1 protein-coding gene is annotated in these 16,811 nt (G+C 71.4%); it reads right to left on the bottom strand.

The features are described 5' to 3' along the window. Positions 1–8: 8 nt before the first annotated feature. Positions 9–16,649: a non-ribosomal peptide synthetase gene (locus OEB96_RS38890; protein WP_266221963.1), complete on the bottom strand. Its 16,641-nt coding sequence runs from the start codon at positions 16,647–16,649 to the stop codon at positions 9–11. Positions 16,650–16,811 lie beyond the last annotated feature (162 nt).

Raw genomic sequence — 16,811 nt, 5'->3', positions numbered from 1 at the left:
GCTCGATATCACGCCGAAGTATCGCCGATGCTGCGAACCGTGCCGGCATCGCCATCGACCTCGATGAGCTGCCCATCGGCAAATACGGACGTTGCACGCACGGTGCCGACCACCGCGGGAAGGCGGTACTCGCGGGCCACCACCGCGGCATGGCAGAGCATCCCGCCGATGTTGGTCACCACACCGGCCACGCTGGCGAAGAACGGCGTCCATGATGGCAAGGTGAAGGCGGTGACCATGATGTCCCCGGGGCGCAGCTTGCCGGTATCCTCGAGGCGGTCGATGATCCGCACGGGCCCGACCACCTTGCCGCCCGACGCGGGCATGCCCACGAGCGGACCCCCCGGCTCCGAGGGCGGCTGGAAGATGTTGCCGCTGAACTTCGTGCTCACCTGCATCACGGCGCAGTCCATGGGCAGCAGCGGCCGGGGGGTACCGAGCATCAAGGGCGGCTCGACGCCGGAGTAGCGCTCGAGCACCGCCGCTCGCCCAGCGACGAGCTCGCGCAAGGAGCCAGGGGTCGGCATGCCGTCGGCGAGCGCGATGATCTCGTCGGCGCCGAGGTGGAAGACATCGTCGACCGCGTCGAGCTGGTCTTCCACGACCAGCCGCTGCCCGAGCGCACGCGCGACGCGACGCGCGTGGTAGGTGATCTTGCAGTCGATCCAGAAGTGGTGGTCTTCACTGAGGATCGTGCTCATCTGCGCCGCTGCGAGCAGGCGCTCGAATTCCTCCGCGACGGTGCTCGGGAGCGCCGAGAGCGTGGTGCGGATCTCGGCGATCTTGGCCTCGCGCGCCTGCGCGTGTCGCTCGAACTCGGCCACGAGATCGCGCTCCGGCTGGAGGACGGCCTCGCGCAGGCCGCGGAGCACCGGCGTCGGATCTTCGATCCACGAGGGGTGGTCGATGTAGAGGTCGTCGTTGCGCTCGCCGTAGATGCGCAGGAACTGCTCGAGGGTGCCCCACAGCACCCGTCCCTCGGGGCTCTGCGCGAGCGCCTCGGGCAAGCGCTCGATCGGCCCCTCCGCGATCAACGCGCGTAGCACGGGGTCTCGTGCGGCATCGCGGCCGATCTGCCACAGCCGAAGGTTCGATTCCGTGGTCTTGTTGGGCAGGCCGCCCAGCAGCTCGAACACGCCGAGCGAGCCGGCGTCCGGGAACACGTCACGGTAGGCCTCCTCGAAGTCGTGCATCGCGAGCAACGACGGGAGGAGCAGGTCGTTGTGCAGCTCCCACAGCCGATCGACCTTGTCGCGGACCGTGGCCACGTGGGTGCACAGCTCCGCGAGCGAAGCGCCGTCGACGTCGAACGCGGAGAGCTCGGCGAAGTGCGCCTGGATCTCGGGCAGCCACGTCTGCTCCCATGAGCGCTGTAGCTCCGCGTAGCCGCGGCGGACGTTGTCGTCGCAGGCTTGCAGCGCCGCTGGCATGGCCTCGGGCTCGAGCTCGGGGCCCACGATGCGGTTGTACACGAAGCCATTGATCAGCTTCGGGGCCGAGCCGATCGGCAGCCCGAAGCGGCCGTTCGAGCGGTTGGTCGCGTCGATGAAGGTACGCAACCGGAGGTGGTAGTCCAGTCGGCGAACCGGCGTGGGACAGTGGATGAGGTCGAGGATCCACATCTCGCTCGCCTCTTGCGAATCGTCCCACTCGACCTGGAACGGACTCGGGCCATTGCTCGTCATCTCGATGTCTCCTCTCGGCTTGGTCGTGCGGTCGGTGTCGCACGCGGCCGCGCACAGCTCCTCGAGCACGTCCCGCAGCTCCGCTGCGAGCTCGGTGATCGTCGACGCGTCGAAGCTCCGGATGTCGTAGTTGAAGAACAACGTCAGTCGGTCCCGCTTCGGCATGATGCCGACCATGAGCGGGTAGTGCGACGCATGGCTGGCACCGGAGTGCATCGTCACCTCGAGCCCCGTCCGCCGGAACAGCGCCAGCTCGAGCGGGTAGTTCTCGAACACGACGAAGCTGCGGAACAGCGGCTCGGCCTGGGGCACGTCGCTGTACCCCTGGATCTCGCGCTGGCCCAGGTGTTGGTGGACGATCGCGCTGGTCCGCGTCGACTGGACCTCGCGCAACCACTCCGCCACATCGCGGTCGCCCGCCACGGTCACGCGCAGCGGCAAGAAGTCGATGAGGTGCCCCACGATGCCGTCGATGCCCGGGACGTCGACGTCGCGCCCAGACACGGTCATGCCGAACACCACGTCCGCCCGCCCGCTGCGGCGCGAGAGCAGTGTCGCCCACGCCGCGTCCAGCAGCGTCGCGAGGGTGACCCGGGCGGCCTCCGCGGCGACGCTCATCCGAGCCGCCCGTGCTGGCTCGAGGTCGAGGGCATGGTGCGCGTGTTCTGGGCTGGAGCCGTTGCCGGTCCCCTCACCGGGCAGGGGCGTGGCTTCGCCGAATCCCCGCATCGCCTGTGCCCAGTGGTCCCGCGCCGTGGCGAGCTCGAGCGACTCGCGCCAGCGAAGATAGCGCTCGTAGACCGCACCGGCCGGGGGGCGAGCCGGATGTCCGCTGCGCACCTCCTCGTAGGACGCGGCGAGCTCGCGGAGGATCACGCCGAGGCTCCAGCCATCCGCGAGCAGGTGGTGGGCGTCGAAGACGAGCGTGTGGCGCTCGGGCTGCCAGCGCAGCAGCACGAGGCGCAACAGGGGCACCCGGTCGAGCGGGCGCTCGGTCGCCAACAGTCGCGCGCACACGCGTGCAAGCTCCGTGCTCGGCTCGGCGAAGGCCGACCCGTCGATCGTCTCCCACGGCAGCTCGACATCGGACCGCACGATCTGAACCGGCGCCGCCAGTTCGCGCCACGCAAAGCAGCTCCGCAGCAGTGGGTGCGCGCGAAGGACCCGCTTCCACGCGGTGCGCAGCGCGGCCTCGTCGAGTGGTCCGTCGAGCTCGAGCACGACCTGCGTCCGCCACATCGTCGACGAGGCGGAGCCCAGCGACTGTGCGAGCATGTCCGACTGCACGGCGACGAGCGGGTAGATCGCCTCGACGTCGGTGCCCGCGCCCGCCTCGATCTGCGCGAGCGCGGCGGCGAGCTCCTGGCGTTCGAGGCGGACGAGCGGGAAGTCGCTTGGTGTCGCGGCCCCGGCTCCGGGGGCACAGCAGCGCTCGACGAGCCCCTCGACCGCCCGCAGCACCCCGTCGGCGAGGGCCTCGATGGTCGCCGCGTCATGGTGGGCACGGCTGTACTCGAACGTGATCGCGAGGCGCTCGTCGACGATGCGAGCATTGAGCGCCAGCAAGTGCGGACGCTCGCCCCGCTCGGCTCGCCACTTCCCCACGCTCTCGTTCGCGAGGCGCAGTCCGAGGCCCGCGTCGAGCTCGCGGTAGACCTGCCCGAGGTAGTTGAAGCTCACCTCGGGCCGTGGCCACGCGAGCGTGCCGCCCTCGGCGTGCAGGTAGCGCAGCAGGCCGTAACCCACGCCGTGCCGCGGTACCCCGCGCAGGGCCTCCTTGACGGCGACGAGGCGATCGATGGGATCGTCCGCGGCGAGCGGCAGCCGCAGCGGGAACAGCGAGGTGAACCATCCCACCGTGCGCGAGAGCTCGACCCCATCGAGGGGCTCCCGCCCGTGGCTCTCCATGTCCACCCACAGCTCGCGATGACCGGTCCAGCGCGCGAGCGTCTCGGCGAAGGCGGCGAGCACCAGCTCGTGGGCGCCCACACCGTAGGGCCGCAGCGCCGGGCCGAGCATCCGCTGCGTCACGTCCGTCGCGAGCCGCACGCGGTGCTCCGCAACGTGCTCCATGCGGTTGGCGCCGCCCGGGCCGTCGACGGGCAGCGGCGCGGGAACCTGGCCGGCGAGCGACGCTCGCTCCTCGGCGAAGGGCTCGCGGGCGGCGTGCTCGACCAGCAGCTCCGCCCAGCGCTTGAAGGAGGTCGTCTTGGGGGGCAGCCGCGGTCGCGGCTCGATCGCCGCGCGTTGGTATGCAGCGCCGAGGTCGGCCAGCAGTACCCCCCACGAGACGCCGTCGACGGCCAGGTGATGGATCACCCACAAGAGCCGCGCCGACCGCCCGGGGCCGAGGTGAACGAGAGCCAGCCGCATCAGCGGCCCGGCGGTGATGTCGAGGCGCTGCTGCAGGCGCGTGGCCTCGCGCTCGAGTGCCGCCGGCTGCTCGGCGGGGTCCACCGCGGAGAGGTCGATCTGCTCGACCGGTGGCCCGGCGATCGACGCCGTGATCTCCTGGCGCCAGCCCGAGTCGCTCGCCACGTAGCGGGCGCGCAGCATGTCGTGGTGCTCGACCACGCACCGCAGCGCAACTTGCAGGCGCTCGGGCTCGAGCTCGGGCGGTGCCTCGAACACGAGCGCCTGGTTGAAGTGGCTGCGCGCCGGCAGGTCGAGTTCGAAGAACCAGCGCTGGATCGGCGTCAGCGGGACCAGACCCGACACCACCCCCTGCTCCGCGACGTTGGGCGTCACCACCACGACCTCGGCGAGCTCGGCGATCGTCTGGTGGTCGAAGATCTGGCTGGCGCGCAGCGAGTAGCCGAGCGCCTGCAGCTGCGAGACGATCTGGATGCTGGTGATCGAGTCTCCCCCGAGCGCGAAGTAGTTGTCGTGGATGCCGATCCGCTCGCGTCGGAGCATGCGCCGCCAGACGTCGACCAAGGCGCGCTCGAGCTCGGTGCGGGGCTCGGCCACCACGTCGTCGTCGCGCCTGGCCTCGAGGGCCGGCAGCGCGCGCCGGTCCAGCTTGCCGTTGATCGTGAGCGGGAGCGCCTCCAGCGACACGATCGTCGCGGGCACCAGCGGCCCGGGCAGCGTGTGGCGCAGCTCGCTGCGGATTGCAGCCGCGTCGACGACGTGGCCCGCCGCGGGGACCACGTAGGCGACCAGCCGCTTGGCCCGGTCCTCGCCCCAGGTGATCACCGCTGCGTCGCGCACTCCGGCGCAGGCCCGCAGGCGCAGCTCGATCTCGTCGAGCTCGATGCGGTAGCCGCCGATCTTGACCTGCTGATCGATGCGGCCGAGGAACTCGAGCATCGGTGGTGACGAGCCATCGAGGCGGAAGCGAACGAGGTCGCCGCTGCGATAGATCCGCCCGTGGGCACCGTCGTCGAAGGGATCGCGGATGAAATTGCGGGCCGTCAGCTCCGGTCGGTGGAGATAGCCGCGAGCAACGCCCACGCCCCCGATCCACAGCTCACCCGCAGCCCCGGGCGGCGCGAGCCGGCCGCTGCGATCGACGACATAGACGCGGAGGTTGGGAATCGGGCGGCCGATCGACGGGGTCTCGCCGTCGGGCACGCAGCGCGCGAAGGTGGCCCAGATCGAGGCCTCGGTGGGGCCGTAGAGGTTCCAGAACGCGCGATCGTGGCCCCAGCGCTCGACCAGCTCGGCCGGACACGCCTCGCCCGCAACCGCGAGCACCGACAGCGCCGGCAACTCGGCCTGGGGGAGCGCAGCGAGCATCGACGGCACCATGAGGGTGTGGGTGACCTGCTCACGCGCGAGCAGCTCCACCAAGCCCGCCCCGAGGAAGTCGCCCTCGCGCGGCACCAGCACCATCGTCCCGCCGACGCACAGCGAGCAGAAGGTGTTGAACAGGCCGCCGTCGAAGTTGAGCGAGAGCGGATTGGCGTAGCGCGTGCCCGGGCCGATCGCGAGCACCTCGGCGGCGGCGGCCACGACGTTGGCGACCCCGCGGTGCTCGACGAGCACTCCGTTCGGCGTGCCCGTGGTCCCCGAGGTGAACAGCAGGTAGGCGAGCGCGTCCTCGGGCAGCTCCACGGCCGGGCGGCGTTCCTCGCCCTCCGCGAGCGCGTGCGCCAGCTCGAGCCTCGCGAGGCCAGTCCCGAGGCCAGTCGCGAGGCTCGGGTCGTCCAGGCTCGCATCGGCCACGATCAAGCGCGGTGCGGCGCCGGCCAACATCGCCGCGAGCCGGGCCGCGGGCAGCTCCGGATCGAGGATGACGAACGCGGCCCCGGCCTTGAGCACGCCGAAGATGCCGACCACGAGGTCGACGTCGCGCGGGAGCATGAGGGCAACGACATCGCCGGACACCACGCCCCGCGCCAGCAGGGCGTGGGCCAGCCGGTTCGCCCGCGCCTCGAGCTCGCCAAAGCGGATCGCGCTGCGCTGCCCGCCCGCGAGTTCGGGGACGATGACCGCGAGCGCCGAGGGATCGCGATCGACCTGGGCCTCGAACAGCGCGTGGAGGGGGCGAGCGGGCACCGGCACCTCGGGGCCGCTGGCCCAGCGGAGCAGCCGCGCGCGCTCCTCGGGGCCGCTGGGCGAGAGCGCCGCGAGCTGCGGTGCCGGCGTGTCCACCAGCGTGCGCACGAGCTGCTGGAGCTGCGCGCACGTCCGAGCGATGGAGGTGGGGTCGAAGCGGGCGACGTCGTAGTCGAGGTGGATCTCGAGCGCCTCTCCGGGCAACGCGCTGACGACCAACGGGTAGTGCGTGGGACTCGACGCGCCGTGGAATTCGAGGCGCAGGCCGGGGTCGGCGAAGATCCCCGCGTCGATGGGATAGTTCTCGAACGCGACGATGCAGCGGAACAGCTCGACGCCAGGGGTTACGTCGGTGCAGCGCTGGATCTCGGCCAGCGGCAGGTGCTGGTGCTCGCGTCGTTCGGCTTGCCGCGCCTGGTGGGCACGCAGCCAGGTCCACACATCGAGCGACTCGTCGAGGCGCATGCGCACCGGCAGCGTGCTGATGAGCAGCCCCACGATATCTTCGATCCCGGGCAGATCTGCGTCGCGGCCCGAGACCACCGTGCCGAACAGCACCTCGTCGAGGTCTGCGTGGCGCGCCTGCACCAGGGCCCACAGGCCCTCGACGACGCTCGCCAGCGTGACCCGCTCACGCTCGGCGGCCGCGACGAGGCGTGCGGTCAGCTCGGCATCGAGGCGCAGGCTCTCGCGTTGGAAGCAACGTTCGCCCCGCGGTGCCGTGCGCTCGGAGGGCAAGGGGGTGGGGGCTTCGAACCCCTCGAGATCCGACCGCCAAAAGCGCCGCGATTGCTCGTGGTCGATGGCCGCGAGCCGCCGCGCATGGGCCTCGTACGAGCCGGGGAGCGACAGCCGTGGGGCCCGCTCGGCCGTCCGCGCACGGTACAGCTCCATCATGTCGCGGACCAGCACGAACATGCTCCACCCGTCGAGCAGCACGTGGTGCGAGTGGAACACCAGCTCGTGCCGCTCGTCCTCGACCCGGTGCAGGCTCACGCGACCGACGGGGGCGACGTCGAGGGCGAGGGGGTGCGATGCGAATAGGCCGTCCTCTCCGGGAGTGGTCGGCGAACCACGCCCATCGTGCTCCTCCCAGGGGATCTCGGCCCGACGGCGCACGACCTGCACGGGCTGGGGCAGGCCTTCCCACTGAAAGCAGCTTCGCAAGAGTTCGTGTCGCTCGCCGAGCTCGCGCCAGACCTCGCGCAGCCGCGTACGATCGAGCGCACCGTGCACAGTGAGCGCGATGTGGGTCGTATACGCGTCGGATCCCTCGTCGTAGAGAACGCGCGCGAGCAGGCCACGCTGGAGCCCGGTCAGCGGGTAGATCGCCTCGACCTCGCCCGCGCCCCCAAGCCGGTGGGCGAGCCCGGCGAGGGCCGACGCGTCCAGGGCCACCAGGGGGAAGTCGCTGGGGCTCAGCGCTCCGGCGCCCGGCTCCGTGGTGTGCGCGAGCAGCCGCTCGAGCTCGCCGCGCAGGCCGTGGGCGAGGGCTTCGACGGTCGCGGTGTCGTGCTGCGCCGTGCTGTACTCGATCGCGAGCTCGAGGCGTCCCGCCTTCTCGCCGACGTTGATGCCCAGCAGGTGGGTCCGCGGCCCGACCGGCGCCTCGCTGGGCCCGATCGTCTCCTCGGCAAGGCCGCGCACGAGCGAGCCGCGGAGGCCGCCCGGCGCCCGCCCGAGGAAGTTGAAGGCGAGCTCGCAGCGAGGCCACGCGAGCGCGGCCCCCTCGGGGTGGAGGTGGCGCAGCACGCCAAAGCCGACCCCGCGGCGGGGCACCGCGCGCAGCATCTCCTTTACCGCGAGCAGCTCCCGGCCGGGATCATCGCCCGGCGGCAGCGCGAGGCGGACCGGGAACAGCGCGGTGAACCATCCGACGGTGCGCGTGAGATCGATGCTCTCGTCGGGCCGCAGCTCCTCGCGGCCATGCCCCTCGAGGTCGATCCACGTGGCCGAGGCTCCGGTCCAGCTCCGGAGCGCGCGCGCGAGCGCGGTGAGCAGCAGCTCCTGCGGTCGCAATCGGTAGGCCCGCAGCCCCTCGCCAAACAGCGTCACCGTGGTCGAGGGGTCGAGCTCGACGCGGCACACCGCCACATCGGCACGGTCGTTCGCCACACCGGGGTGATCGACGGGCAGCGGCGGCGCCGGGGGCTGGTCGAGCCACGCGCGTTCGGCCGTCAGGTCCAACTCGCCGGCCCAATTCGCGAGCCGCTCGCAGTGGCGGCCGAACGGCATGGACCTGGTCGGGAGCACGGGGTCGTTCCCGCCAACGGCCTGCGCATAGGCGGCCTCGAGATCCTCGATCAACACGCGCCACGAGATCGCGTCGACGACCAGGTGATGCACCGCCCAGAACAGGCGACCGTCGTCGCGCAGCCGGAACAACGCGGCCCGCGTCACTGGCCCCTCCGCGAGGTCGAGCGCGGCCTGCAGCCGGGCGCTGTGCTCGTTGATCGCGTCGCGTCGGGCGTGGGCCGCGAGCGTGGACAGCTCGAGCTCTACGAGCGGGATGCCCTCGTCGATCTCTTCCGCGGGCAGACAGCGCTGCGTCCAGCCTCCGTCCGGCTCGCGCACGAAACGATGGCGCAGCGCTCCGTGGTGGCGCACCAGCGCGCGCAGGGCCCGGGCCAGCGCGGTCGCATCGACGTCGGCCGGGACCACGAGCAGCACCGCCTGGTTGAAGTGCTGGGGCTGTGGTCGATCGAGCGCGAAGAACCACCGCTGGATCGGGCTCAGCGGCACCGTGCCGATGAGCTCCGGCTCGCCTTCCACTGCGCCCGCGTGGACTTCGGCGACCGCGGCGAGCTCACCGAGCGTCTGCCGCTCGAAGATCTGACTCGCTCGCAGCAACAGCCCGCGGGCGCGGGCACGTGAGACCACCTGCACCCCGATGATCGAGTCGCCCCCCAGCTCGAAGAAGTTGTCGCCCAGGCCCACCCGCGGCACCCCGAGTAGCTCGCACCAGATCTCCGCGAGCGCCACCTCGGCGAGGCTGTGCGGGGCCCGTTGGTCGCCTTCCTCTGCGGAGTCGTGGATCGCGGGCGGCGGCAGCCGGGTGAGATCGACCTTGCCGTTGATCGTCAGCGGCAGCGCAGGCAAGACGGTGATCGACGACGGCACCAGGTGCGCGGGCAGGCGCTCCGCGAGCCGGCCCCGAATCTCGACCACGAGCTGCTTGCGTCGCGCCCCCGCGAGCGGATCGTTGGCCCACCGCGGTGGCGCGGCCTCGGGCCCAGGCACGAGCACCGAGGCTGCGTCCCGCTCACCGACCCACAGGTCGAACGCACCGTCGGCATCCCCACGCGCCCAGCTCAGCCGCACCGTCACCCCGAGCTGCTCGGCAAGGCGGTAGAGCGCCTCGGGGTCGACCGCCGATCCCTCGACCGCGTGATACGCCTCGCGCTCGCCCCCATCGAAGGCCCAGGCCTCCAGCGCACGCTCGCGAACGAGGCGCGCGTTGGGGATGGCGCGGAACGCCAGCTCGACCGCCACCCCGCGGGACCGGGCCGAGACCACGGCCTGGTGCACCCCTTCGAGCGACCCCCCGACCGCGCGCCAGTCCTCCCATGCAACCCGCGGCGGAGTCGGGGGCGACCCGCCCACCCGCAGCACCACATCGTAGCGGAACATCGACAGCTCGTTGCGGTAGGCCCCACGCTCGAGGTGGATCTCGACCGACGTGATCTGTGGCGCGCGCTCAGCCAGCGCGAAGAAGAACGACGGGTGGATGAGCAGCTCGTTCTCGTTGGCGACTGCGCGCTCGACCTGCCCACGCAGCGCCTCGGGCGATGGCTCGCCCCCGGCCCGCGCCGCCTCGACGGCACAGTGGTACGTGCGCAGCAGCGCGTGGTTGCGGACGTCGCCCACGAACATGGCGCCAGGCCCTTGCAGGCCTGCCAGCGCCCGCTCGAGCACCTCTTGCAGGTACTCGGCCGAGGGGAAGTACTGCACCACCGAGTTGAGCACGACGGTGTCGTAGCGCCCCGCCTGCTCCACCGCCCGGTGGGCGGGGGCATGGGCAGTGCTCACGCCGGCGAGCCCGGGCATCCGCGCCACGAGGCGCTCGATGTGCGCGACTGCATGGTGCGAGAGATCGCAGCCGTGATAGCGCACGACCGACGGCGCAATTCGGCACAGCAACATGCCAGTACCACAGCCGATCTCGAGCACCTCGCGGGGCGCGAGCGCGAGGATCCGCTGCACCCTCGCCTCGACCCACGCACGCATGTCGTCGGCCGGGATCGCAGCGCCGGTGAAGCTGCTCGACCAGCCGCGCAGGTCGAGCGTGGGGTCCTCACCCTCGGGCTCGGCGAGGCTCTCGCCGTGCATCGTCTCCCACTGGCCGATCCGATCCGACTCGCGCCGATCGTCACGCCCGCCGGGCTTCTCGGTGACGTAGGCCACGAGGCGCTTGCCGCTGGTGCCGACGTGGGTGGTCACCACGGCATCGCGCACCCGCGGGAGCGCACGCAGGGCATGCTCGACCTCTGCGAGCTCGACCCGGTGGCCACGGATCTTCACCTGGTGATCGACGCGGCCGAGGAATTCCAGCGAGGGCAACGCATCGTCCTCGATCCGCCAGCGCACGCGATCGCCCGTGCGATAGAGCTTGCCTTCACCGAAGGGGTCGTCGACGAAGAGGCGGGCGGTGAGGGCGGGCCGGTGGAGATATCCGCGAGCCACGCCGATGCCGCCCAGATAGAGCTCGCCCGGCACGCCAGGGGGGGCCAGGCGCCCGCGACGATCGAGCACATGGGCCCGCACGTTGACGATCGGGCGCCCGATCGGCGGCGGTCGATCATCGGCGACGCAGCGAGCGACCGTCGCCGTGATCGTCACCTCGGTGGGGCCGTAGACATTGAAGAAGCTCCGGCCCCTTCCCCACCGTGCCACCAGCTCGGGTGACACGACGTCCGCGCCGGCACCGATCATGCGCAACGCCGGCAGTTCCGCCTCCGGCAGGGCGGCGAGCATCGCCACCGGCATGACCGCGTGGGTGATTCGCTCCGCGTCCATCTGCGCGACCAGGCCCGCGCCCAGGGCGTCCGGGCCGCGGCCCATCAGGTGGGTGGTCCCACCGGCGCACAGCATCATCAGCAGGTGGGAGAGCGCCGCGTCGAAGTTGAACGAGGTCAGGTGCGGAAAGCTCGAGCCTGGGCCGGTCTCGAACAGGTGAATGTCGGACTCGATCGAGTTGACCAGCGAGTGGTGCTCGACCAGGACCCCGTTGGGCTCGCCGGTGGAACCGGAGGTATAGATGAGGTAGGCGAGATCGCGCGGGCCGACCACGTCGACCAGACGCTCGCCCGGCTCTTGCGCCAGCGAGTCGTCGAGCTCGACCCGCGTCACGGATACGCCCTGCGGCAAGGGCCGCACCCCGGCGCGGGTGACCACGAGCGCCAGCGACGTGTCCTCGAGCATCATCTGCAGGCGCGCATCGGGGTGCTCGGGGTCGAGCGTGACGAACGCGCCTCCGGCCTTGAGCACCCCCAGCATGGCGACGATCTGGGCCGCGGAGCGATCGAGATAGATGCCGACCAGGCGCTCGCGACGGACGCCCATGCCTCGGAGCCGGTGCGCGAGTCGATTGGCGCGCTGTTCGAGCTCGCCGTAGGTGATCTCGGCGCGCCCCGTCGGGTCGCAGTGATCGACGATCGCGACGGCGTTCGGGGTGCGATCGGCCCACTCCTCGAACAGCTGATGGATGCAGCGATCGGCCGAGAACGGTGCCGTCGACCCGCTATAGGCGCGCAGGAGCAGCTCGCGCTCCTCGTCGTCGAGCGGGTCGATCTCCGCGATCGGCCGCTCCGGGTCGCGGGCGAGCTCGCGGAGGATGCGAGTGAGGTGTCGGGCCATCCGCTCGATGGTCCGTCGCTCGAACAGGTCGGTGTTGTACTCGAGCACCACCTCCAGACCATCGTCGTCCTCGCTGATCATCAGCAGGATGTCGAGCTTGGCGGTGGTGAATCGGAAGTGCTCCCGTCGCACCTCCACGTCGGGGAGCACGAGGCCGTCGCTGCGATAGCTCTGCAGGGTGAGGCCCACCTGCACCAGCGGGTTGCGGCTCAGCGTTCGCTCGGGTCGCAGATCATCGACGATCCGCTCGAAGGGCAGCTCCTGGTGCTCGGTCGCGGCGAGGTAGGCCTCGTGGACCCGGCGTAGCAGCTCGCGCACCGTGGGCTCCCCGCCGAGATCGACGCGCACCACCAGGGTGTCGACGAAGAAGCCGACGAGTCCCTCGAAGTACGGGTGCCCGCGGTTGGCGTTGCCGGAGGCGATCGCGATGTCCTCCTCGTCGGCGTAGCGTCCGATCAAGACGTCGAAGGCGGCGAGCAGCGTGACGTAGAGGGTCACCCCCTCGGCTTGGGCAAGTGCACGCAGCTCGTCGGTCGAGGCGCGATCGATCGCGAACACGTGGTGCTCGCCGCGAAACGACTCCACCGGCGGTCGCGGTCGGTCGGTGGGCAACTCGAGCGGTCGTAGATCGGCGAGCGTTTGGCGCCAGAACGCGAGATCCTCGGCGGCCTTGTCGCCAAGCGCCCGCTCGGCCTGCCAGCGGCTGAAGTCCGCGTATTGGATCGGCAGCGGCGGCAGCGGGTCGGGCTCGCCGCGCAGCGCGGCCGCATAGAGGACGGACAGCTCGCGCTCGATGATCCCCAGCGACCACCCATCGGCGATGATGTGGTGGATGACCAGAACGAACAGCCAGCGCTCCGCCTCCAGCTGTACCAGGTGAGCGCGCAGCAGCGGACCGCGCTCGAGGTCGAGCGGGTGGTGCAGCAGCGCCTCGACCCGCCGTGCCACCTCCTCCTCGCGCGGGGCCTCGCCCCCCGGGCCTCGTAGATCGACCCGCGGCAGCTCGACCGGCGCGGACGGGTGGATCACCTGGAGCGGACCCTCGTCGCCGAGCCGGAAGGTCGTCCGCAGGACTTCGTGGCGGCCGACGAGCCCATCGAGCGCGGTGCGGAGCGCGTCGGCGCCCAAGCGCCCACGCAGCTCCACCACAACCGGCATGTTGTAGGCCACGTCGGCGCCGGGGAGCTGGCTCAAGAACCAGATCCGCCGCTGCGAGAGCGCCATCGGCAGCTCCCCCGCATGCGGGCGCGCCACGAGCTGGAGGGCCGGCGGCGCCGCGTCGCGAGCGTCCGCCACGAGCGCGTCGATGTGGCGGGCGAGCTCGGCGAGCACGCTGCACTCGAACACCGCACGCAGCGGCAGCTCCACTCCAAACCGCGCGGGTAGGCGCGCCACGAGCTGGGCGGCGACGAGGCTATGGCCCCCGAGCGCAAAGAAGTCGTCGTCGGCACCGACCTCGACCCCGGATTCGGAGGAGCCGAGCAGCTCGGTCCACAGCGCGGCGAGCGTGGCCTCGGTGGGGGTCGCGGGCGGGCGGCGCTCGCCACGACGCAGGTCCGACGAGGTGGGGGCCGGCAGCCGCTTTCGATCGATCTTGCCGTTGGCCGTGAGCGGGAGCGCTGGCAGCCGCACGAACACCTCGGGCACCATGAAGCGTGGGAGCACGGCGACGAGCGTCGAGCGCAGCGTCTCGGGACCGGCGTCTGCGTCCGGAGCGGGGCTCCAGTAGGCGACCAGCCGCTCGTCGCCCGGGCGGCCGTGCGTGACGACGATTGCCCGCTCCACCGCCCCGATCCGCTCGAGCGCCGCCTCGATCTCGCCGAGCTCGATCCGGTAGCCGCGCAGCTTGATCTGGTGGTCGATGCGGCCGAGGTACTCGAGCTCACCGTCGGCACGGAAACGGACCCGATCGCCGGTCTGATACATGAGCCCCCCCGCGAAGGGGTTGGGCACGAAGCGCTCGGCGGTCAGCTCGGGGCGCTGGAAGTAGCCCCGGGACACGCCCGCACCGCCGATGTAGAGCTCGCCAGCGACCCCCAGCGGCACCAGCTGCTGCTCGCGATCGAGGATGTAGACCGAGGTGCCGGCAACGGGGCGACCGATCGAAGGCTCGCCCGTCAGGTCGCGCGGGACCAGGCACCAGGTCGAGTAGACCGTGGCCTCCGTTGGCCCGTAGAGATTGTAGAGCCGCTCGATCCGCGAGCGCCGATACACCCGCCGCGAGAGCTCCCCGCTCAGCTTCTCGCCCGCGAGGTTGACCACCCGCACGCTCGGCGGCAGCTCCCCGAAGCGGACCAGCTCGGCCATTGCCGAGGGCACCGTATTGACGAGCGTGACGCGGTCCCGCGCCGGCATCCGGGGCAACGCCAGCGCGTCATCGACCAGCAGGATCGTGCCGCCGACCGCGAGCGGCAAGAAGATCTCGAACACCGAGATGTCGAAGCAGACCGAGGTCGAGGCCAGGGTGCCGCGCAGGTCCTCGATCGAGAACACGCCGCGCGCCCAGACGAGCAGGGCCAAGACGTTGCGGTGCTCGACCACCACCGCCTTCGGCCGCCCGGTCGAGCCCGAGGTGTAGAGCAGGTAGGCGGCGTCCTCGGGACCCGCGCTCCCCCCGAGCGGGCCCGCCGGCTCGGCCTCGATCGACGGCTCGCGTTCGAGGTCGATCACGCGCAGGCCTGCGATGGGCTGCGCGAGCAGCTCGCTGCGGTCCGAGCCCGTCGTCACGAGCAGCTGCGCCTGCGAGTCCTCGAGCATCAAGCGCTGACGCTCGAGCGGGTACCGCGGGTCGATCGGTACATAGGCGGCACCCGACGCCAGCACCGCGAGCAGGGTGACGATGAGCGACGTGCGTCGCTCGAGCGCGACACCGACCCGCGTCCCGGGCCCGGCCCCGTGGCGCTGCAGCACGCGGGTGAGGGTGCCGACACGCTGCCCCAGCTCGGCATAGGTCAGCGCCTCGTCCCCACAGCAGAGCGCGATCGCCTCGGGCGTCGCCGCGCGCTGGCGCTCGAACAACGCCGTCACGTTGGGCTCCGCCGTCGTCTCGCCGGGCACGCCGCTCCACTCGTCGACGAGCGCTGCCCGGACCGACGCCGTCAGCAGCGGCAGCCGCGTCACGAGCCGGGTGGGATCGGCGACCACGGCCTCGAGCAACGTGCGCAGGTGGTCGGCCCAGCGGGCTATCGTCTGCTCCGTGAACAGATCGGTGCGGTAGCGGAGTGCCACCTCGGCCTCATGGCTGCGCTCATCGATCTCGAGCACGAGATCCATCTCCGCGGTGCGCTGGGGTAGCGCCACCGAGGTGAGCCGGAGCCCCGCGACCGTGACCGTGCGCCCCTCGAGGAGCTCGGTAGCCGCGCCGCCGAGATCCTGGGCCCGTAGGTGGGCGAGCATGACCTGGAAGATCGGGGAGCGGCTCGGATCACGCTCGCGCAGCAGCTCGCGTGCAACCCACGCAAACGGGTAGTCGGAGCGCCGCAGCCCCTCGAGCAGGTCGTCTCGGGTACGGGCGAGCATGCCCAAGAAGTCCGGCGGGTCCTCGGGCGACAGCCGCGAGCGCAGGACGATCGGGCTCACCATGTACCCGAACGCCCCCGCATACTCCTGGTCGTCGCGGCCCACGGTCGGCGTGCCCAGGCACAGCTCTGCTTGTCCGCTGAGCCGGTGCAGCAGCACCTCGAAGGCCGCGAGGAACGTCGCGTACAGCGTGGTCCCGCCGCGACGGGCGAGCGCACGCAGCCCCTCGAGCAACTCCGGGCCGATCACGAAGCGGTGGGACGCGCCCGCGAAGCTCTGCGTTTGGGGACGCGGCCGGTCGGTGGGCAGCTCCAGAACCTGCGGGACCCCGTCGAGCGCGCGCGACCAGTAGCGGCGCAGCTCATCGCCGCGCTCGGCGAGGCGTCGACGCTGCTCTTCTACGTGGCGTGCGTAGGTCCGCTCGAGCGGTCGCAGCGGGTTGACGCCCTCGCCGGCGCGCAGCAGCTCGAGCAGCTCGTCGACCAACATGCGCAGCGACCAGCCGTCGACGGCGATGTGGTGCAGGCACAGCAGCAAGACGTGCTCGGCCGGTCCCAGGCGCAGCAAGTGGGCGCGCAATGGCAGCTCGCGCTCGAGATCGAAGGGCCGCAGGTGCCGCTGGGAGAGCGCCTCGGCCAGCTCGGGCCCCCGCAGCCCTGCCGCGTCGACCTCGATGAGCTCGGCCACGCAGGCCGCCCGGACCTCCTGGCGGGGCTGCCCGTCGACGGTGGGGAAGCTCGCACGCAGCACCAGGTGACGATTGACGAGCCGCTGCAGCGCCGACCGAAGCAGCGGCGCAGGGTCGCGGTCCGACTCGATGCGTAGCGCGAGCCCGATGTTGTAGGCGACGCACTCCGGGTCTCCGCGCTGGATCAGCCACAGCGCCTCTTGCCCCGGCGAGAGCGGCAGGGAGAAGCGGTACTCCGGCAACGAACGCAGCAGCTCGGCCTTGTGCGCGCGGAGCCGCTCGGTGACCTCGGGGCGCATCAGCGCCTTGGGACCGCGGACCCGGAGCTTGTCCTCCTCGATCCACAGCTCGGCACCGGCACAGATGAGCTCGCGGAGAAAGGCACCGAGCTCGCTCATTGGGACACCTCTGGTCGCTCACCCGGCGCTCGATGGCTCGATCGAGAACCGAGGCCGTGGGTTCGCATCCTCATGATCTGAATCCGACGATGTCGGGATCCGCCCGCGAATTTCGGCCAGTTCGGCTACCTCGCCGAGATCTGGACGCAAGCGCTGGGCGGT

The sequence above is a fragment of the Paraliomyxa miuraensis genome (genome assembly GCF_026337845.1).
Taxonomy (GTDB): Bacteria; Myxococcota_A; Polyangia; order Nannocystales; family Nannocystaceae; genus Paraliomyxa; species Paraliomyxa miuraensis.
The sequence above is the reverse complement of the archived record's forward strand: the minus strand, read 5'-3'. Positions and strand labels throughout refer to the sequence as shown.

Bases quoted from the DNA above. Each gene is read 5' to 3' on its own strand.
- OEB96_RS38890 (WP_266221963.1), bottom strand. From the start codon at position 16,649: ATGAGCGAGCTCGGTGCCTTTCTCCGCGAGCTCATCTGTGCCGGTGCC.